Origin of the sequence: Lysobacter sp. BMK333-48F3 (genome assembly GCF_019733395.1) — a bacterium.
GTDB lineage: Bacteria > Pseudomonadota > Gammaproteobacteria > Xanthomonadales > Xanthomonadaceae > Lysobacter.
Window position 1 is genome coordinate 4068287 of sequence record NZ_JAIHOO010000001.1, and the last position, 17952, is coordinate 4086238.

The following is a 17952-nucleotide window of genomic DNA, read 5'->3' on the forward strand; positions in this document are numbered from 1 at the left end:
CTACTCCGGCGGCGGGACGATCGGCCGCCGCGACATCCGCAGGACCTCGTCGCTGGGCGCCGAGGACTTGTTGGCCAGGACCTGCTGCAACGACTCGACCTCGGCCCAGACCATGTGCTGCAGGGCCTGCAGCAGGGTGGTGCCGGCGTTGGACAGAGCCAGCCGGCCGTCCTGGCTCAGCGCCAGTCCGTCCTCGATCAGGGCGTGTTTCATATGGCTGGTTTCCGGTTGCACGCCGCGCTGCAACCCGACCAGGACGCTCAGCAGAGCGTGTTCTCGCAACGACACTTTGAACAAAGCCTTTCCCCTCTTGCCCGGCACGTCCGTCTTGTGTGCCGGCAATCACGATATGGGAGGCGATGTGATGACAGCTTTGACTGGCACCCATGCAGGCGAAAATTGGCATCGCGCCGGGGCGGGCGTATGGCCGACCGGCCGGCACCGTTGTCAATGTCACCTCGATGGCGCATCTTCGCCGCACCCGCCGCGCCGGCGGGCATTCACTGGATTCCGGATTTCCATGCTGATCTACGACCGCGTCGTTCCGCTGAACCGCAACACCCACCGGCACCTGCGCATCAACGCGCAGTCGCACAACGCCCGCTTCGCCGCTTCGCTCAATTCGGTGCCGCTGGCGGCGATCGAATTCCTGCCCGCGGCCGCGGAGTACGCGATCGTGTTCGCCCGCCTCGACAACGGCGACTACCTGCCGGCGATCATGGTCGGGCTGAAGCCGCAGCAGAACCTGTACGTCGACGCCGAGTCGCACTGGCGCCGCGGCTACGTGCCGGCGTTCCTGCGCCAGTACCCGTTCGTGCTGGCCGAGGACCGCGAAACCGGCAACCTCACCGTGTGCGTGGACATGGCCTACGACGGCCTGTCGGAAGAGGAGGGCGAAGCGCTGTTCGACGACGCCGGCGAAGACACGCCCAACCTGACCCGGGCGCTGGGCTTTTTGACCGAGTTCCACCACGAACTCAAGCGCACCGCCGCCTTCACCGAGCGGCTCAAGGCGCTGGACCTGCTCGAGCAGCAGGTGGTGCGCTTCGGCCGCGAAGGCGAGGCCCCGCACGAGATCAACGGCGTCCACGTGGTGTCCGAAGAGCGCCTGCACAAGCTCGACGACGCCACCCTGGCCGAACTGGTGCGCACCGGCGCGATGCGCCTGATCCACACCCACCTGGTGTCGATGCGCAACCTGGAGCGGCTGTCGGCGCTGGCGCAGGAGGCGGCCGAGCAGGCCGACGTGCCGCACGGCCCGACCAACTGAGTCCGCTGTCCGGGCCGAGCGCCCGGGTCGGCCGCTGCGCTGCGCGGCGGCCGACGTTCCTGGGCGAGCGCTTGCGTCCGCCGCTGCGACGCCGGCCCCGCGCCGGCGTCGCTCGATAAGGAAAACCCGATGGTCGATATCTCGCACGAGAGTCCGCAGGCGACCGAGCGCCGCCTGCTCGAGGTGACCCGGCGCGCCCGGCTGGCCGCGTATCCCGGCAGCTACGCCTATCTCGAATTCGGCTTGGCGGATTTTCCGGCCGCGGTCCGCGCCGACGCCCTGGCCCTGGTCCGCGACGATGCGGTCTGGAGCCAACTGGTGCCCTGCGACGATCCGGGCCGGGAGCTGTTCGCGCTGTTCCGTTTCCACTTCCCGGCCGGCGCCGACAACAGCGGCTTCGTCGGCTGGCTGGCCTCGCGCCTCAAGCAGCGCTTCGGCACCGGCGTGTTCGTCGTCTGCGGGCACAACCGCGACGACGGCGGCATCTACGATTACTGGGGCGTGCCGGCGGCGTTGGCCGCGCCGGTGCGGGCCGAACTCGAAGCGCTGGCTTCGGCGCCCTGAGCCTGCGAAGTCCGCGCTTTGTCCCTCAGCGGTGCGCGGCCTCGCGCAAGCGGTCGCGCCGGTACATGATCGCGCCGGCGACGCTGACGCCGAACGCGACCAGGGCGACGATGATCGTGGTCAGGGCGTTGATCTCCGGCGTCACCCCGAGCTTGACCTTCGAGTACACCAGCATCGGCAGGGTGGTCGAGCCGGGGCCGGAGGTGAAGCTGGCGATCACCAGGTCGTCCAGCGACAGGGTGAAGGCGAGCAGCCAGCCGGCCAGCAGCGCCGGCGCGATCAGCGGCAGGGTGATGACGAAGAACACCCGCCAGGGCTTGGCGCCCAGGTCCATCGCCGCTTCCTCCAGGCTGGCGTCGAGCGAGGTCATGCGCGAGCGCACCACCACGGTGACGTAGCAGGCGGTGAGGGTGATGTGGGCCAGGGTGATCGTGGTCATGCCGCGCTCGGGCCAGCCGAACCACTGCTGCAGGCCGACGAACAACAGCAGCGAGGACAGGCCCAGCATCACGTCCGGCATCACCATCGGCGCCGAATTCAGCAGGCTCAGCGCGCCGCGGCCGGGGAAGCGGCCGAAGCGCGACAGGGCCAGGCCGCTGGCGGTGCCCAGCGCGACCGCGGCGGTGGCCGAGATCGAGGCGATGGTCAGGCTGCGCTGGACCGCGTCGAGGATCTGCTCGTTGCGCAACAGCTCGCCGTACCAGCGCAGCGAGAAACCGCCCCAGGTGGTGGCGCGGTCGGAGCCGCTGAACGAATACACGATCACCGAGACGATCGGCAGGTAGAGGAAGGCGTAGCCCAGCGCCATCATCGTGTACAGGGCGAACGGGGTGCGCTTCATCGGCCGTCCTCGCGCGCCGCGCGGCGGTTTTCGACGTATTCGAACAACAGGGTCGGCAGCACGATCAGGAGCAGCATGGCGATCGCGATCGCCGCCGCCAGCGGCCAGTCGCGGTTGGTGAAGAACTCGGTCCACAACACCCGGCCGATGGTCAGCGCGTCGGGGCCGCCGAGCACGTCGGGAATCACGAACTCGCCGACCGAGGGAATGAACACCAGCAAGGTGCCGGCGAGCATGCCGGGGAAGGACAGCGGCAGGGTGACCCGGACGAAGGCCTGCCAGGGCTTGGCGCCGAGGTCGGCGGCGGCTTCGAGCAGAGTGAAGTCGAGCCGGATCAGGGTCGCCGCCAGCGGCAGGATCATGAACGGCAGATAGTTGTAGGTGATGCCCAGATACACCGCCAGATCAGTGTGCAGCACCGCCGTGCCGGGCTCGATCAGGCCCAGCTTGGCCAGCGCCTGGCTGACCACGCCGTTGGCGCGCAGCAGGCCGATCATGGCGTAGGTGCGCAGCAGCGAGCTGGTCCAGAACGGCAGGATCACCAGCACCAGCAGCAACAAGCGCCAGACCTTGGGCGCGCGGGCGATGCCGTAGGCGATCGGATAGCCGATCAGCAGGCAGCACAGGGTCGAGACGCTGGCGAACAACAGCGACTTCAGATAGGCGTTGACGTACAGCGGGTCGGCGATCAGCGCGGCGTAATTGGACGCGTGCAACTGCAGCGAGACCGCGCCGTCGGCGCCGGTCTGGACCAGCGGCGTGTACGGCGGCACCTGGCCGAACAGGGCCTGGGCGAAGCTCAGCTTGAGCACGATCGCGAACGGCACCAGGAAGAACAGCGCCAGCCACAGCATCGGTACGGCGGTCACCAGCAAGCGGCCGCGGCGGCTGCGGAACTCGCTGCCTACGGCGCGGAACCAACCGAAGAGATTATCAACGACATCCCCCCAGAAACCCCAAGCCCCCAAGCCGCGCTTTCGCTCCATCCCGCTCACCGTCCGCCCCCCTTCGCCGAGCCGCACTCCGCCCCGGCGCTATTGCGCTTGCGATCCGCGAACAGCGCGCTCACGAGGTCAACACCACCGCGCTGGCCGCGTCCCACGACAGCCACAGCGTGTCGTCCCAGTCGTAATGCGGCTGCGAACTGCGCGCGACGTGGGTCTCCTGCACCCGCAGCACCGCGCCGGACTCGGTCTGGACGTGGTAGATCGAGACGTCGCCCAGATAGGCGATGTCGCGCACCTTGCCGACCACCGCATTGTCGAAGCCGGCCGGGCGGGTGTCGTGCACGTCGATCTTCTCCGGACGCACCGCGATGCCGACCGCGGTGCCTTCCGGCAGCGGGTCGGGATGGCGCGCCAGCAATTCGCCGCCGACGCCGTCGCAGTGGATGCGCAGGTCGCCGCCGGCCGCATCGTGGCCGAGCACCCGGCCTTCGAGCAGGTTGATGCCGCCGATGAACTCGGCGACGAAGCGGGTCGAGGGGTATTCGTACAGCACCGCCGGGGTCGAGACCTGGACGATGCGGCCGGCGTCCATCACCGCGATCCGCGAGGACATGGTCATCGCTTCTTCCTGGTCGTGGGTGACCATGATGAAGGTTGTGCCGACCCGTTCCTGGATGCTGACCAGTTCGAACTGGGTGTGCTCGCGCAGGCGCTTGTCCAGCGCGCCCAGCGGCTCGTCGAGCAGCAACAGCTTGGGCTGCTTGGCCAGGGCGCGGGCCAGGGCGACGCGCTGGCGCTGGCCGCCGGAGAGCTGGTCGGGCTTGCGCTGGCCGAGCTGGGGCATGCGCACCAGTTCGAGCATGGCCTGGACCCGATCGCGGATCTCGCCGGCGCTGCGCGGGGTTTCGCCCGGCAGGGTCTGCTTGAGGCCGAAGCCGATGTTCTGCGCCACGCTCATGTGCGGGAACAGCGCATAGCTTTGGAACATCATGTTGACCGGGCGCTGGTACGGCGGCAGCGCGGTGACGTCGACGCCGTCGATCAGCACCCGGCCGCGGTCGGGGCTCTCGAAACCGGCCAGCACCCGCAGCAGGGTGCTCTTGCCGGAGCCGGAGCCGCCGAGCAGGGCGAAGAACTCGCCGCGATAGACGTCCAGCGAGATGTCGTCGCAGGCGTAGACCTTGCCGAAGGTCTTGGTCACCCCTTCGATGCGCACGAAGGGCTGCGCGGACGGGTCGCGCCAGGGTTCGGGCGCGGCGTTGCGGGACGGGACGCTCACCGCTTACTGCCCGCTCTTGATCCGGGTCCAGGCGCGTACGCGCTGGCGCTGCACGTCCTCGGGCAGGCTGGCCGGGTCGACCAGCTTGGCCCGCACCTCGGCCGGCGGATAGACGCCCGGGTCCTGGGCGATGGCCGGGTCGACCAGGGCGGTGGCGTCCTGGTTGGCGCTGGCGTAGGCGACGTGGTTGCTGATCGCCGCGGCGACCTTGGGGTCGAGCAGGTAGTCGATGAAGGCGTGGGCGTTGCCGGGGTGCTTGCTGTCCTTGGGGATCGCGATCACGTCGACCCAGCGGATCGCACCTTCCTTGGGAATCACGAAGCGCAGGTTCGGCGCCGGCTTGCCGGCCTGCTTGGCGGCGTCGAAGGCGGTGGTGCTGGCCTGGGCGATGTCGCCGGAATAGCCCATCACCAGACAGGCGTCGCCGTTGGCGAAGGCGTCCTTGTACTCGGCGTTGTTGAAGGTGCGCACGTGCGGGCGGATCGCGGCGTAGACCTTGCGCACCGCCTCGATCTCGTCGGCGGCGCCGGCGTTGGGATCGCGGCCGAGCCAGATCAGCGCCGCGCCGAAGGTTTCCTGGTCGTCGTCGAGCACGGTGATGCCGCACTTGGCCAGCTTGGCGGCGTTGGCCGGATCGAACAGCAGCGACCACGAATCCAGCGGCGCGTTCTCGCCGAGGGCCAGCTTGATCTTGTCGACGTTCAGGCCCAGGCCGGTGGTGCCCCACATGTACGGCACCAGGTGGGCGTTGCCCGGGTCGATCGAGGCCAGGTTCTGCAGCACCTGCGGGTCCAGGTGCTTCCAGTTCGGCAGCTTGCTCTTGTCCAGCGCCGCGTACAGGCCGCTCTTGACCTGGCGCTGGGCGAACGGCCGCGCCGAGGGGAACACCACGTCGTAGCCGGAGGCGCCGGCGGTGAGCTTGCTCTCCAGGGTCTCGTTGGCGTCGTAGACGTCGTAATTGACCTTGACCCCGTTGGCGGTCTCGAAGTTCTTGACCGTGTCGTCGGCGACGTAGTCCGACCAGTTGTAGACGTTGAGGACCTTGTCTTCGGCGCCGGCCGGGGCCGCGGTGGCGGCGTCGGGCTGCTTGCCGCCGCAGGCGGCGAGCAGCAGGGCGCAGGCGAGCGGGGCGAGGCGCAGGGTCACGGCAGTCTCCAGGAGGGAAGTTCGGCGATACGTTGGGCGCGATGTTCGGAGCCCGTCCCGGCGGTGTCAACGCGCCGGCCGCATCGGGCGGCGAACCGCCGCCAATCCGGCCGGCATCTGCCAGGGATCTGCACCGATCCGGCCAGCTTGCGGTATCGTCGCAGCCCGCTCACCCTGCCCACCGCCCGACGGAGCCCGCCGATGCCGACTTTCCCCACCGCCCGCACTGCCGCCGCGCGCCTGGCGCCCTGGTGGCTGGCCTTGGCCGCGCTGGCCGGCGCGCCGGCGGCGATGGCGCAGACGGCGGCCGCCGAGCAGGCGGCGACCGCGCCGGCCGGGGCGGCGCCTGCAGAAGCCGCGCCGGCCGAGGCCGAGGCGCCGTGGGCGGCGCACGGCAGCGTCGGCCTGCTCAGCGACTACGTCTGGCGCGGCGTGTCCCAGACCCAGGAGGACCCTGCGCTGCAGGCCGAGATCAACCTGGAGCACCGCAGCGGCTTCTACGCCGGGCTGTGGGCGTCGAGCATCGACTTCACCGCCGCCGGCGAGGAAGACGACGGCATCGACTACGAACTCGACGGTTACTTCGGCTGGGCCGGCGAACTGCGTCCCGGTCTGGAGCTGGACGTGGTCCTGACCCGCGCCGCCTATCCGGGCGCGCGCCGCGGTTACGACTACGACTACACCGAGCTGGAAACCATCCTGAGCTTCGCCGAGCACTACCACGTCGGCCTGGCCTATTCGCCGGATATTTTCGGCCTGGGCGGCAAGGGCTATTACTGGAACGCCGGCGGCGAATGGCCGCTGGGCGAGAGCGGCTTCGGGCTCAAGCTGCAGGTCGGCCATTACGACCTCGACGACGCGGCCGGCGACAGCTATCAGGATTATCTGATCGCGCTGACCCGCGAATTCGGCCCGGTGCAGGCGCAGCTGCAGTACACCGACACCTCCAGCTACGGCCCCGAGTTGTCCGAGGCGCTGGATGACGCGCGCCTGGCCGACGGCCGCGTAGCGCTGGCGCTGACCTGGTCGTTCTGAAGCCACGCGACGCGACAGCCTTCTGTAGGAGCGGCGTCCCGCAGGGATTTCCTGCGGTCATAAGCCGCGACAAGCGCAGCGGTGTACGCGAGAGCCGTATCCGAAGCTGACGGCACACGGAGAGCTTCCGCTTGCGTGGTACGTCCGGGCTTCGGATGTGGCCCTTCGGGCTTCGGATGCCGCGCTGTCGAACACCGCTGCGGTTGTCGCGGCTCACGCCGCTCCTACAAAAGCCCGCGCCGCCTGCTGTTCCCCCTTTGTAGAGGGGGGGATTTGCTCTCGCTCTTGCCGTTGCTTTCGCCGCGACATGCCAGCCCGCGGTCGCGGCTCGCGCCGCTCCTACAAAAGCCCACGCCGCCTTGCTGTTCCCCCCTTTGAAAAGGGTAATTCCTAACGTTTCTGGACCAAAAGTGGAGTGATTTGGTCAAGGTCTATGACCCGCAGAGCCTTGTCCAGCAAGGCTTGCAGGTCTTCGGCCCGGTGGTTGTAGCGGTAGCAAACTTCACCCAAATACAGATGGAAGAATTGGCGGGGCACCCCACGGTACGGGGCTAACCAGTTCTTGGCGTAGCTCCAGAAGCCTTCGATGCCGTTGATGTGGTCGCGTCCGACCGGCTTGCCCTTCTCCTTGCGGATCATCACGTGGTCGCCTCGTAGCTTCAGCGTGGCGTACGCCTGCCAGCGGTCGGTGTAGTACAGCGACCCTTCGCGGGTGTGCGCCTCGATCTGCTGCATCACGCTGTCGCGATCGTGCGCCGCGATCGGCATGGCCTTGACCTGGCCGTTGCGCTTGACGATGCCGAACACGATCACCTTGCCGGCGGCGCCCCAACCGGTTTTGCCATGACGTATGCCGCCAAACGTAGTTTCGTCGCATTCCACGACCCCATCGAACGGCCCTCGCCACTGCTCTTCGAAGGCGCAGCAAGCCCGCAGGACGCGGTAGAACTTTTCTGCCGTGGCCGGGCTGCATACGGGCCGGAATCGCTGCCGGTAGACCGGTACGCCCAGAGCGAAACGTTCGATCAGTTGCCGCTTCTGGGAAGCGCTCAATCGGACCGATTCCCAGGCCAAGACGGCCGGACGAAAGCGATGGGCGCACGCCCGGCACTTGAGCCGTCCATCGCTCAATTTCCATGGCCGCGCACGTTGGCAAACAGGACATTTTTGCATCTGGAACCAGCCTAATCTGGTCCAGATTCGTAGGGAATTACCTTGAAAAGGGGGGGAGATTTGCTCTCGCTCTTGCCGCTGCTTTCGCCGCGACATGCCAGCCCGCGGTCGCGGCTCGCGCCGCTCCTACGAGAGCCCACGCCGCCTGCTGTTCCCCCCTTTGAAGAAGGGGGGCAGGGGGGATTTGCTGTTGCCGTTGCTTTCGCGGTTGCAGCAAGCCCGCGGTCGCGGCTTGCGACCAGCGGAAACCCCCTGCGACGCCGCTCCTACCCCCTGAAAACCCAGCCCTATTCATGATTTTCCTAGGGTCATTCCCAGATTGACCGGGATTCCCGCGCGGAGACACTGGCGGCGTCACCCACGGAAAGGAGCTCGCCATGTCTTTGTTCGGTGATTTCGCCAGCGGCATCGGTCAGGCGCTGGGCGCAGGATTGGGATCGATCGCAGGACCGCTCGGGACCATGATCGGCCGCGAACTCGGCGGCATGCTGGGCGATTTCATCGCCGACGCGGCGACCCAGTACCTCGGCCTGGCCAACGACGCGGCGCAGGATTCGGACCTGCCCGAAGTGGCCAAGAACGTGTTCGGCGCGGCCTACGACCTCGGCTTCCGCTGAGCGCCGCGCATGGACTCCGAACAACGCCGCGAGCAGTGGCTGGAACGCGTGCGCAGCCTGCGCGAGGCCGGCGCGATCGACGATGCCGACGAGCACGCGCTGATCCGCCAGTACGACGAACGCGCCCAGCGGCTGCGCGAGGAGTTGGCGCAACTGGTGCCGGAGTACCGCCGGCGCCTGAGCAGCGAAGGCGAAGTGCCGGCCAACCGTTGGCTGGCCGACGCCGCCGAAGCGATGGGCCGGCGCGACGGCGAGGAGACGCGCCAGGCTTTGGCGGCGCTGGAGCGGCGCGTCTGAGTCCGACGCGCTGCGTGCTGGCGTCGCCACCGCGCGCCTGAGTTCGACCATGCCGCTGCCGCGGCATGAGGGGCCTGTCGCCGGCCATGAGCGGCGACCCGCGTTGCCGGCCGGCCCTGCCGGCGACGCGCGAGGACCGGACGCAGCCCGCGTCCGGTCCTTTTTGTTTCGCGGTCGCACTGGCCTGTAGGAGCGGCGTCCCACGGGGATTTCCTCTGGTCATAAGCCGCGACAATCGAGGCGGTGTTCGACGCGCACTATCCGAAGCCCGGGCACTTGGTCGGTTGCGGCACTGCCTGTATCCGCGTATCCGCGGTCTTCGGTCGGCACGCTCGCGTTCACCGCTGCGGTTGTCGCGGCTCACGCCGCTCCTACAACGAACATCACTTGGACGAACCGCAGCACTCCGCCGCCAGATCGTCGAGGATCGGGCAATCCGGCCGGTCGTCGCCGTGGCAGCGTTCGGCCAGCGCTTCCAAAGTCCGCTGCATCGCCTGCATCTCGCGGATCTTCTCGCCGAGTTCGCGCGCATGCGCCTGCGCCAGTTGCTTGACCTCGGCGCTGGCGCGGGCGCGGTCGTCCCACAGGCCGAGCAGGGTTTCGATCTGGCGCATCGAGAAACCCAGGGTGCGCGAGCGCTTGATGAAGCGCAGCCGGTGCAGGTCGTTGTCGCTGTACAGCCGGTAGCCGGCGACGCTGCGTCCGGCCGGCGGAATCAGGCCGATGCCCTCGTAGTGGCGGATCATCTTGGCGCTGACGCCGCTGAGCGCGGCGGCCTCGCCGATGTTGTGCAGGCCTTCGGCCTTGGCCTGGGCCAGTTCGGGCGGCGGCGCGGTGCGGGCGGTACGGCTCATGCGGCGGCTCCATCGGTAAGCGTCGAGCGGGTCGACGGGCGCCAGCGGCGCAGCAACAAGGTATTGGCCAGCACGCTGACGCTGGAGAACGCCATCGCCGCCGCGGCGACGATCGGGTCGAGCCAGCCGAATGCGGCCAGGGCGATGCCGACCACGTTGTAGCCGAACGCCCAGAACAGATTCTGGCGGATCTTGCGCGTGGTGCGGCGGGAGATGTCGATCGCGTCGGCGACCAGGCCCGGCTCGGCGCGCATCAGGGTGATGCCGGCGGCCTGCATGGCCACGTCGGTGCCGCTGCCCATGGCGATGCCGACGTCGGCCGCGGCCAGCGCCGGAGCGTCGTTGACCCCGTCGCCGACCATCGCCACCGCGCCGCTGCCGCGCAGTCGCGTCACCGTCTCGGCCTTCTGCTCCGGCAGCACTTCCGCGCGCACCTCGTCGATGCCCAGTTCGCGCGCGACCGCCTGCGCCGCGCCCGGAGCGTCGCCGGAGATCATCACCGTGCGCAGCCCCAGCGCCTGCAAGCGCTGGATCGCCGCGCGCGCCTGCGGCCACGGCGTGTCGCGGAAGCCGAGCACGCCGAGCAGATGCTTGCCGTGCGCGTCGTCGGCGGCCAGCCAGGACACGCTGTGGCCGCTGTCGGCCAGTCGCTGCGCGTCCTGCGCCAGCGCGTCGCCGGCGATGCCGGCCTCGGCCAGCATGCGGCCGCTGCCGAGCAGCAACTCGCGTTCGCCGATCCGGCCGCGCAGGCCGCGCCCCGGCACCGCGCGCAACTCGCTCGCCTCGGCCAGACGCAGGCCTTCGGCGCGGTCCAGGGTGGCGCGCGCCAGCGGGTGTTCGCTGCCGCGTTGCAGCGCCGCGGCCTGGGCCAGCAGCGCGTCGCGGTCGCCGTCGACGGCGATCCATTCGGCCAGCACCGGCCGGCCTTCGGTCAGGGTGCCGGTCTTGTCGAAGGCGACGGTGTCGATGCGATGGGCGATCTCCAGGGCCTCGGCGTCCTTGATCAGCAGGCCGGCGCGCGCGGCCACGCCGGTGCCGGCCATGATCGCGGTCGGCGTGGCCAAGCCCAGCGCGCAGGGGCAGGCGATCACCAGCACCGCGACCGCATTGAGAATGGCCTGGTTCCAGTCGCCCGTGCCCAGACCCCAGGCGAGCAGGGTGATCAGGGCCAGGCCGATCACCACCGGCACGAACACCGCGCTGACCCGGTCGACCAGGCGCTGGATCGGCGCCTTCTTGGCCTGCGCGTCCTCGACCAGGCGGATGATCCGCGCCAGCGCGGTTTCGGCGCCGACCGCCAGCGTTTCCACGACCAGCCGGCCTTCGCCGTTGATCGCGCCGCCGGTGACGCGGTCGCCTTCGTGGCGCGGCACCGGCAGCGATTCGCCGGTGATCAGCGATTCGTCGACGTGGCTGCGGCCTTCGCGGATGCGGCCGTCGGCGGCGATGCGTTCGCCGGGCAGGGTCACCACCAGGTCGCCGACCCGCAACTGGGCGATCGGCAGCTCGCGCTCGACCCCGTCGCGCAGCACCCGCGCCCGTGCCGGGCGCAGCGCCTGCAGGGCGCGGATCGCCGCGGTGGTCTGGCGCTTGGCGCGCGCTTCCAGCCACTTGCCGAGCAGGATCAGGGTGACGATCACCGCCGAGGTCTCGAAGTACAGCGCCTGGCTGTCGCCGCGCCACAGGTGGTACAGGCTCAGGCCGTAGCCGGCGCTGGTGCCGAGCGCGACCAGCAGGTCCATGTTGCCGCTGCCCGCGCGCAGGGCGTGCCAGCCGGCGCGGTAGAAACGCGCGCCGAGCCAGAACTGCACCGGCGTGGCCAGGGCCAGCTGCAGCCAGCCCGGCAGCATCCAGTGCTGGCCGAACAGCAGGCCGAACATCGGCAGCACCAGCGGCAGGGTCAGCGCCGCGGCCAGCCACAAGTGCCGGGTTTCGCGGCTCAGCGGCGCGCGCGTCGACGTGGCATCTTCGCTGCCCGCCGCCGTCGCGGCGCCGGAGTCGCCGTCGGCCGCATCGACATCGGCCAGGGCGGCGGCGTAGCCGGCGCGCTCGACCGCGGCGATCAGCGTCGCCGGATCGAGCCCGCCGAAGTGCCGCACCCGCGCCCGCTCGGTGGCCAGGTTGACCTCGGCGGACAGCACGCCGGGCACGGCGTTCAGGGCTTTCTCGATCCGGCTGACGCAGGAGCCGCAGGTCATGCCGCGCAGCGCCAGCTCGGTTTCGTCGCGGGTCACGGAATAGCCGGCCGCGGCCACCGCGCGTTCGATCTCACCGGCTGAGACGGGGCCGGCGGAGGCTAGCTCGGCGGTTTCGGTGGCCAGGTTGACGCTGGCCTCGCTTACGCCGGGCATGGCGCGCAAGGCTTTTTCGATCCGCGCCACGCAGGAGCCGCAGGTCATGCCGGCGACGCCGAAGCGCAGGCGGACGGTGGGGGCGGCGGCGTGGGCGCCGGCCGGGGTGGCGGTGACGGTAGGGTTCGCGGCGGATGGCATCGCAGGGTCCTTCGCTGACGGTTCGGATTGCGAAGCAGTCTTGGGCTTCCCATGATGGGAAGGTCAAGCGAGGATGGCCAGGGGCGGCGCTGAACCGTTCAGCGGTGCCGGCCGGCAGGCCCCGGCGGCGGTTTTGCGGCGCAGAATCGGCCCAATGTTGAGCGGGACGGGGATGCTTCCTGAGGCGACCCGCCGCTCCGCCGCAAGGGCGGCGCTACGCTGCAGCCGATCCGGTCGCGCAATTCGACCACGCGGCCGGATCCGGCCGTTCGATCCCGCAAGTCTGCCGCACGCAGCCGCTACAAGCAGTCCGCTTCAGACAGTCCGCTTTCAGACAATCCGCTTTCAGACAATCCGCTACAGCCAGTTTGCTCCCGTGGGCCGCCTTGGCGGCCCGCTCCGTCCTCACCGGGCCGCGGCGACGCGGCGAACGCATGGTTTCCGACAGCGATATTCCCGACAGCGCAGCCCCTGCCGCCGCGGCCATCGACGACGCCGTGCTCGACGCCTTCCATCCGGCGGTCGCGGCCTGGTTCCGCGCGGCCTTCCCGGCTCCGACCGGGGCCCAGGCCCTGGCCTGGCCGGCGATCCGCGCCGGCGGCGACACCCTGGTCGCGGCGCCGACCGGCTCGGGCAAGACCCTCACCGCCTTCCTGGCCGCGATCGACGCCCTGGTCCGAGAAGGCCTGGAGCAGGGGCTGCGCGACGAGGTCGCGGTGGTCTACGTCTCGCCGCTGAAGGCGCTGTCCAACGACATTCATCTCAACCTGGAGGCGCCGCTGGCCGGGATCGGCGCGGCGCTGCAGGCGATGGGCCTGGGCGACCCCGGCATCCGCACCGCGGTGCGCACCGGCGACACCCCGGCCGGCGAGCGCCAGAGCATGCGCCGCAAGCCGCCGCACATCCTGGTCACCACGCCCGAATCGCTGTACGTGCTGCTCGGCTCCGAATCCGGCCGGGCCATGCTCGGCGCGGTGCGTACGGTGATCGTCGACGAAATCCACGCCGTCGCCGACGACAAGCGCGGCAGCCACCTCAGCCTCAGCCTGGAGCGGCTGGGCGCGCTGTGCGAAGTCCGGCCGCAGCGGATCGGCCTGTCGGCGACGCAAAAACCCATCGACGAAGTCGCGCGGTTCCTGGTCGGCACGCAGCGCGTGGGCGCCGACGGCGCGCCGGACTGCGCGGTGATCGACATCGGCTACGCCAAGCGCCGCGACCTGGCCCTGGAACTGCCGGGCTCGCCGCTGAGCGCGGTGATGTCGCACGAGCAATGGGACGAGGTCTACGACCGCCTCGCCGCGTTGGCGCGCGAACACCGCACCACCCTGGTGTTCGTCAACACCCGGCGCATGGCCGAACGCGCCGCGCGTCATCTCGGCGAACGCTTGGGCAAGGACGCGGTCGCCGCGCATCACGGCAGCCTGGCGCGCGAGTTGCGCCTGGACGCCGAACAACGGCTCAAGCGCGGCGAACTGCGGGTGCTGGTGGCGACCGCGTCGCTGGAGCTGGGCATCGACATAGGCGATGTCGAGCTGGTCTGCCAGCTCGGTTCGCCGCGTTCGATCGCCGCCTTGCTGCAGCGGGTCGGCCGCGCCGGCCACCACGTCGGCGGCGTGCCCAAGGGGCGGCTGTTCCCGCAGTCGCGCGAGGACCTGGTCGAGTGCGTGGCCTTGCTCGACAGCGTCCGCCGCGGCGAACTCGACGCGCTGCAGATTCCGCGCGCGCCGCTGGACGTGCTGGCGCAGCAGATCGTCGCCGAGGTCGCGGCGCGGGAATGGAGCGAGGACGCGCTATACGACTGCCTGCGCGGCGCCTGGCCGTACGCCGGGCTGGGCCGGGCCGAGTTCGACGCGATCGTGCGCATGCTCGCCGACGGCTTCACCACCCGGCGCGGGCCGCGCTCGTCCTATCTCCACCGCGACGCCGTGCACGGCCGCTTGCGCGCGCGCCGCGGCAGCCGGATGACTGCGGTGATGTCCGGCGGCACCATTCCCGACACCGGCGACTACGCGGTGTTGCTGGAGCCGGAGGCGCACAGCATCGGCACGGTCAACGAGGACTTCGCGATCGAGAGCCTGGCCGGCGACGTGTTCCAGCTCGGCAACGCCAGCTACAAGATCCTGCGCGTCGAGCCTGGGCGGGTGCGGGTCGAGGACGCCCACGGCCAGCCGCCGAACATCCCGTTCTGGCTCGGCGAGGCGCCGGGGCGCAGCGACGAGCTGTCCGGGTCGGTGTCGCGCTTGCGCGCCGGAGTGGATGCCGCGCTCGAACAGCATCCCGATCCCGCCGCGGCGGCGCAGGCGCTGCAACAGCGCTACGCCTGCGACGGCGAAAGCGCGGTCCAGCTGATCGATTACCTGGGCCGCACCCGCGCCGCGCTCGGCGTGGTGCCGAGCCAGGACGTGGTGGTGTTCGAACGCTTCTTCGACGAGTCCGGCGGCACCCAGCTGGTAATCCACTCGCCCTACGGCAGCCGGATCAACCGCGCCTGGGGCCTGGCCCTGCGCAAACGCTTCTGCCGCAAGTTCAATTTCGAACTGCAGGCGGCGGCGACCGAGGACGCGATCGTGCTGTCGCTGTCGACCAGCCACAGCTTTCCGCTGGAGGAGGTCGCGCGCTACCTGCATTCGGCCAGCGCGCTCGACGTGCTGACCCAGGCCCTGCTGGACGCGCCCTTGTTCCCGGTGCGCTGGCGCTGGAATGCGACCACCGCGCTGGCGCTGCCGCGCTTCGTCGGCGGGCGCAAGGTCGCGCCGCAGCTGCAAAGGATGAAGAGCGAGGACTTGCTGGCGACAGTATTTCCCGACCAGGTCGCCTGCGCCGAGAACCTGGCCGGCGAACGCGAGGTGCCCGACCACCCGCTGGTCGCGCAGACCCTGCACGACTGCCTGTACGAGGCGATGGACAGCGCCGGCTGGCTGCGCCTGCTGCAACGCTTGGAGGCCGGCCAGGTGCGGGTGGTCGGCCGCGACGTGGCCGCGCCGTCGCCGATCGCCGCCGAGGCGATCAATGCGCGCCCCTATGCCTTCCTCGACGATGCGCCGCTGGAAGAGCGCCGCACCCAGGCGGTGATGGCGCGGCGCTACGCGCAGGCCGACGGCGCCAGCGACTTGGGCCGGCTCGACCCGCAGGCGATCGAAGCGGTGCGCGAGGAGGCCTGGCCGGAGGTGCGCGACGCCGACGAGATGCACGAGGCGCTGATGGGGCTGGGCTTCGTCGCCGTCGAAGAGGCGCAAGCGCACGACTGGAACGGCTGGCTGGCGGCCTTGGCCGGCGCCGGCCGCGCCACCGCCCTGCGCCTGCACGGCGCCGACGACGCGATCGGCTGGTGGGTGGCGACCGAAACCCTGCCGCAGGCGCAGGCGCTGTTCCCGCAGGCGGTGGCCGAGACCGCGGTGACGGTGCCGGCCGAATTCCTGGCCACGGCCTGGAGCGGCGAGGACGCGTTGACCGAGTTGCTGCGCGCGCGCCTGACCGCGCTGGGGCCGGTCACCGCGCCCGCCTTGGCCGCGGCGATGCGGCGGCCGCGCGGCGAACTCGACCTGGCCCTGCTGCGTCTGGAGAGCGAAGGCTACGTAATGCGCGGCCGGTTCGGCCGCGACAGCCTGCTCGGCGGCGAGGAGCAATGGTGCGAGCGGCATTTGCTCGCGCGCATCCACCGCTACACGGTCGGCCGCCTGCGGCGCGAGATCGAGCCGGTCGAACCGCGCGATTTCGCCCGCTTCGCGTTCGACTGGCAGCACCTGGCCCGGGCCGAGCGCATGCACGGCCCGCAGGCGCTGCGCGCGGTGCTGGAACAACTGGAAGGTTTCGAGGCGCCGGCTTCGGTCTGGGAAAGCGAGCTGCTGCCGGCGCGCGTCGCCGACTACGACTCGCAATGGCTGGACGAACTCTGCGCCGCCGGACGGGTGACCTGGGCGCGGCTGCGTCCGCAGGCCGCCGGCGCCGACAGCGCGCCGCAGGGCGTGCCCAGCGTGCGCCAGACCCCGATCGTGCTGCTGCCGCGGCGCGCGCTGGGCGACTGGCGGCTCAGCGCCGACCTGGGTTCCGATCCGGCGCCGGTGTCCTCGCGCGCGCAGCGCGTGCTCGACGTGCTGCAGGCGCGCGGGGCCTCGTTCTTCGACGAGCTCGAACGCGCCGCGCATCTGCTGCGCACCGAGCTGGAAGAGGCCTTGGGCGAATTGGTGGTGCGCGGCCGCATCACCTGCGACAGCTACGCCGGCCTGCGCGGCCTGCTGGTGCCGGCGTCCAAGCGCGCGGCCACCCACGGCCACCGACGCCGGCGGGCGATGCTGACCGACCTGCAGGATGCCGGGCGCTGGTCCTTGACCCGGCCGCAGGAGGATGCCGTCGCCGATGCCGGCGACGACCCCGCCCAGGCCGCTGCGCGCCGCGCCGAAGCGATCGAGCACATCGCCTGGCGCCTGCTCGAGCGCTACGGGGTGGTGTTCTGGCGCCTGATCCAGCGCGAGGCCGGCTGGCTGCCGCCGTGGCGCGACCTGTTGCGGGTCTACCGGCGCCTGGAAGCGCGCGGCGAGATCCGCGGCGGCCGTTTCGTCGCCGGCATGAGCGGCGAACAGTTCGCCCTGCCGGACGCGGTCGCGGCCCTGCGCAAAGTGCGCCAGCGCGAGCGCGACGGCGAGATCGTCTGCGTATCCGCGGCCGACCCGCTGAACCTCACCGGCAGCGTCCTGGCCGGCACCAAAGTGGCGCGGATCCCGGGCGCACGCATCGCCTTCCGCGACGGCGTCGCCATCGCCGCGCTGCTGGCCGGTCAAGTCGAGGAGTTCGAACCGCTGCCGGCCGAGCTGCGGCGCGAAGTGCAACAGCGCCTGACCCGCCGCCCCAGCGGCGCCGCCGCAGCAGCCGCGGCCAGCCTGGACGAAGTGCTGCGCAATCTAGCCCGGCCGTGACCGCCGCGCAGCCCGCGCCGCCCCCCTGTAGGAGCGGCGTAAGCCGCGACAGCCGCAGCGGTGCCCGCCAGCGTTCGACCCGAAGCCACGCGACATCGGGCGAGGTCCGAAGCCGCCAACCGATCCCGAGCGCTCAGGCCCCGGTACGCTGCGCCGCCGCCGGCCCGGGCAGGCGGCTCTGGAACGAAGCGCGAACGCGGGCGAAGCCGCGCCGGTACAGCGGGCCGCTGGTCAGTAGGTGGCTTTCCTCCAGCACCTGCAAGGTCGCGACCGAACGCGTGGCGGCGGCGTCGGCGGCGGTTTCCAGCAAAGACTCGGCCATCAGCTGGTAGGCCAGGCTTTCGCCCTTCAGGCTTTCGATCTGTTCGTACAAGCCCAGGCATTTGCGTTGAAGCTCCAGCGCCTCGCGCAGCGCGGTTTCGAGTGCGGATTGGAGATCGATCTGGGACACGTTCGGCTCCGGTGATTAAGTGAGAAGGACGAGATCCGGTCGCGCAGCCGGTTCGAGACGCAATGAGTTTCGA

General features: G+C 70.4%; 15 protein-coding genes. 6 read left to right on the forward strand and 9 right to left on the reverse strand.

Annotated elements, in window-relative coordinates; genetic code table 11:
* Entirely contained in the window at positions 1–288 is a 288-nt protein-coding gene (locus K4L06_RS17610) for a hypothetical protein (RefSeq protein ID WP_221672628.1), read from the reverse strand.
* Positions 289–520: 232 nt separating this feature from the next.
* Between K4L06_RS17610 and K4L06_RS17615 the strand changes: the two genes are divergently transcribed.
* Positions 521–1270: a SapC family protein gene (locus tag K4L06_RS17615; protein WP_221672629.1), complete on the forward strand. Its 750-nt coding sequence runs from the start codon at positions 521–523 to the stop codon at positions 1268–1270.
* Positions 1271–1399: 129 nt separating this feature from the next.
* Positions 1400–1834 (forward strand): DUF6196 family protein, encoded by a 435-nt coding sequence (locus K4L06_RS17620; RefSeq protein WP_221672630.1) that lies wholly within the window; start codon positions 1400–1402, stop codon positions 1832–1834.
* 25 nt (positions 1835–1859) lie between these two features.
* Here the strand turns inward: K4L06_RS17620 and K4L06_RS17625 are convergent, their stop codons facing one another.
* The 4 genes from K4L06_RS17625 to K4L06_RS17640 all read right to left on the reverse strand — a co-directional run bounded on the left by K4L06_RS17625 (position 1860) and on the right by K4L06_RS17640 (position 6047).
* Positions 1860–2675, reverse strand: a complete 816-nt coding sequence (locus tag K4L06_RS17625) for an ABC transporter permease subunit (protein ID WP_221672631.1) — start codon at positions 2673–2675, stop codon at positions 1860–1862.
* The gene (locus K4L06_RS17630; RefSeq protein WP_255595706.1) at positions 2672–3529 is read right to left on the reverse strand and encodes an ABC transporter permease subunit; all 858 of its coding nucleotides are present in this window, start codon (positions 3527–3529) and stop codon (positions 2672–2674) included. The genes K4L06_RS17625 and K4L06_RS17630 overlap by 4 nt, the downstream gene beginning before the upstream one ends.
* Before the next feature lie 211 nt (positions 3530–3740).
* Positions 3741–4901 carry an ABC transporter ATP-binding protein gene (locus K4L06_RS17635; RefSeq protein ID WP_221672633.1) on the reverse strand — a complete coding sequence of 387 codons (1161 nt, stop codon included), beginning with the start codon at positions 4899–4901 and terminating at the stop codon, positions 3741–3743.
* 3 nt (positions 4902–4904) lie between these two features.
* Positions 4905–6047, reverse strand: a complete 1143-nt coding sequence (locus K4L06_RS17640; RefSeq protein WP_221672634.1) for a polyamine ABC transporter substrate-binding protein — start codon at positions 6045–6047, stop codon at positions 4905–4907.
* A 201-nt stretch (positions 6048–6248) separates the two neighbouring features.
* Here K4L06_RS17640 and K4L06_RS17645 point away from each other — a divergent pair, with 201 nt between their 5' ends.
* Complete coding sequence (locus tag K4L06_RS17645; protein WP_221672635.1) at positions 6249–7082, forward strand: TorF family putative porin; 834 nt, start codon at positions 6249–6251, stop codon at positions 7080–7082.
* Between the two features lie 390 nt (positions 7083–7472).
* Here K4L06_RS17645 and K4L06_RS17650 read toward each other — a convergent pair whose 3' ends face one another.
* Positions 7473–8135: an IS1595 family transposase gene (locus K4L06_RS17650; protein WP_221669514.1), complete on the reverse strand. Its 663-nt coding sequence runs from the start codon at positions 8133–8135 to the stop codon at positions 7473–7475.
* A gap of 497 nt (positions 8136–8632) precedes the next feature.
* Here K4L06_RS17650 and K4L06_RS17655 point away from each other — a divergent pair, with 497 nt between their 5' ends.
* A complete protein-coding gene (locus tag K4L06_RS17655) occupies positions 8633–8872 on the forward strand; it encodes a hypothetical protein (protein ID WP_221672636.1) in 240 nt (79 codons plus the stop codon).
* Positions 8873–8881: 9 nt separating this feature from the next.
* Positions 8882–9169, forward strand: a complete 288-nt coding sequence (locus K4L06_RS17660; protein WP_221672637.1) for a hypothetical protein — start codon at positions 8882–8884, stop codon at positions 9167–9169.
* Positions 9170–9552: 383 nt separating this feature from the next.
* Here K4L06_RS17660 and cueR read toward each other — a convergent pair whose 3' ends face one another.
* Positions 9553–10023: a Cu(I)-responsive transcriptional regulator gene (gene cueR / locus K4L06_RS17665; RefSeq protein WP_221672638.1), complete on the reverse strand. Its 471-nt coding sequence runs from the start codon at positions 10021–10023 to the stop codon at positions 9553–9555.
* Positions 10020–12515, reverse strand: a complete 2496-nt coding sequence (locus K4L06_RS17670) for a heavy metal translocating P-type ATPase (protein WP_221672639.1) — start codon at positions 12513–12515, stop codon at positions 10020–10022. The genes cueR and K4L06_RS17670 overlap by 4 nt, the downstream gene beginning before the upstream one ends.
* A gap of 434 nt (positions 12516–12949) precedes the next feature.
* Here K4L06_RS17670 and K4L06_RS17675 point away from each other — a divergent pair, with 434 nt between their 5' ends.
* Positions 12950–17428, forward strand: a complete 4479-nt coding sequence (locus K4L06_RS17675) for a DEAD/DEAH box helicase (protein WP_221672640.1) — start codon at positions 12950–12952, stop codon at positions 17426–17428.
* Positions 17429–17561: 133 nt separating this feature from the next.
* On the opposite strand, the gene K4L06_RS17680 is transcribed toward K4L06_RS17675, so the two are convergent.
* Positions 17562–17879 (reverse strand): hypothetical protein, encoded by a 318-nt coding sequence (locus tag K4L06_RS17680; protein ID WP_221672641.1) that lies wholly within the window; start codon positions 17877–17879, stop codon positions 17562–17564.
* Positions 17880–17952 lie beyond the last annotated feature (73 nt).

Coding starts and splice junctions, on each gene's coding strand:
- K4L06_RS17645 (WP_221672635.1), top strand. CDS start 6,249: ATGCCGACTTTCCCCACCGCCCGCACTGCCGCCGCGCGCCTGGCGCCC.
- K4L06_RS17660 (WP_221672637.1), top strand. CDS start 8,882: ATGGACTCCGAACAACGCCGCGAGCAGTGGCTGGAACGCGTGCGCAGC.
- K4L06_RS17675 (WP_221672640.1), top strand. CDS start 12,950: ATGGTTTCCGACAGCGATATTCCCGACAGCGCAGCCCCTGCCGCCGCG.
- K4L06_RS17625 (WP_221672631.1), bottom strand. CDS start 2,675: ATGAAGCGCACCCCGTTCGCCCTGTACACGATGATGGCGCTGGGCTAC.
- cueR (WP_221672638.1), bottom strand. CDS start 10,023: ATGAGCCGTACCGCCCGCACCGCGCCGCCGCCCGAACTGGCCCAGGCC.
- K4L06_RS17655 (WP_221672636.1), top strand. CDS start 8,633: ATGTCTTTGTTCGGTGATTTCGCCAGCGGCATCGGTCAGGCGCTGGGC.
- K4L06_RS17670 (WP_221672639.1), bottom strand. CDS start 12,515: ATGCCATCCGCCGCGAACCCTACCGTCACCGCCACCCCGGCCGGCGCC.
- K4L06_RS17620 (WP_221672630.1), top strand. CDS start 1,400: ATGGTCGATATCTCGCACGAGAGTCCGCAGGCGACCGAGCGCCGCCTG.
- K4L06_RS17630 (WP_255595706.1), bottom strand. CDS start 3,529: ATGCTGTGGCTGGCGCTGTTCTTCCTGGTGCCGTTCGCGATCGTGCTC.
- K4L06_RS17615 (WP_221672629.1), top strand. CDS start 521: ATGCTGATCTACGACCGCGTCGTTCCGCTGAACCGCAACACCCACCGG.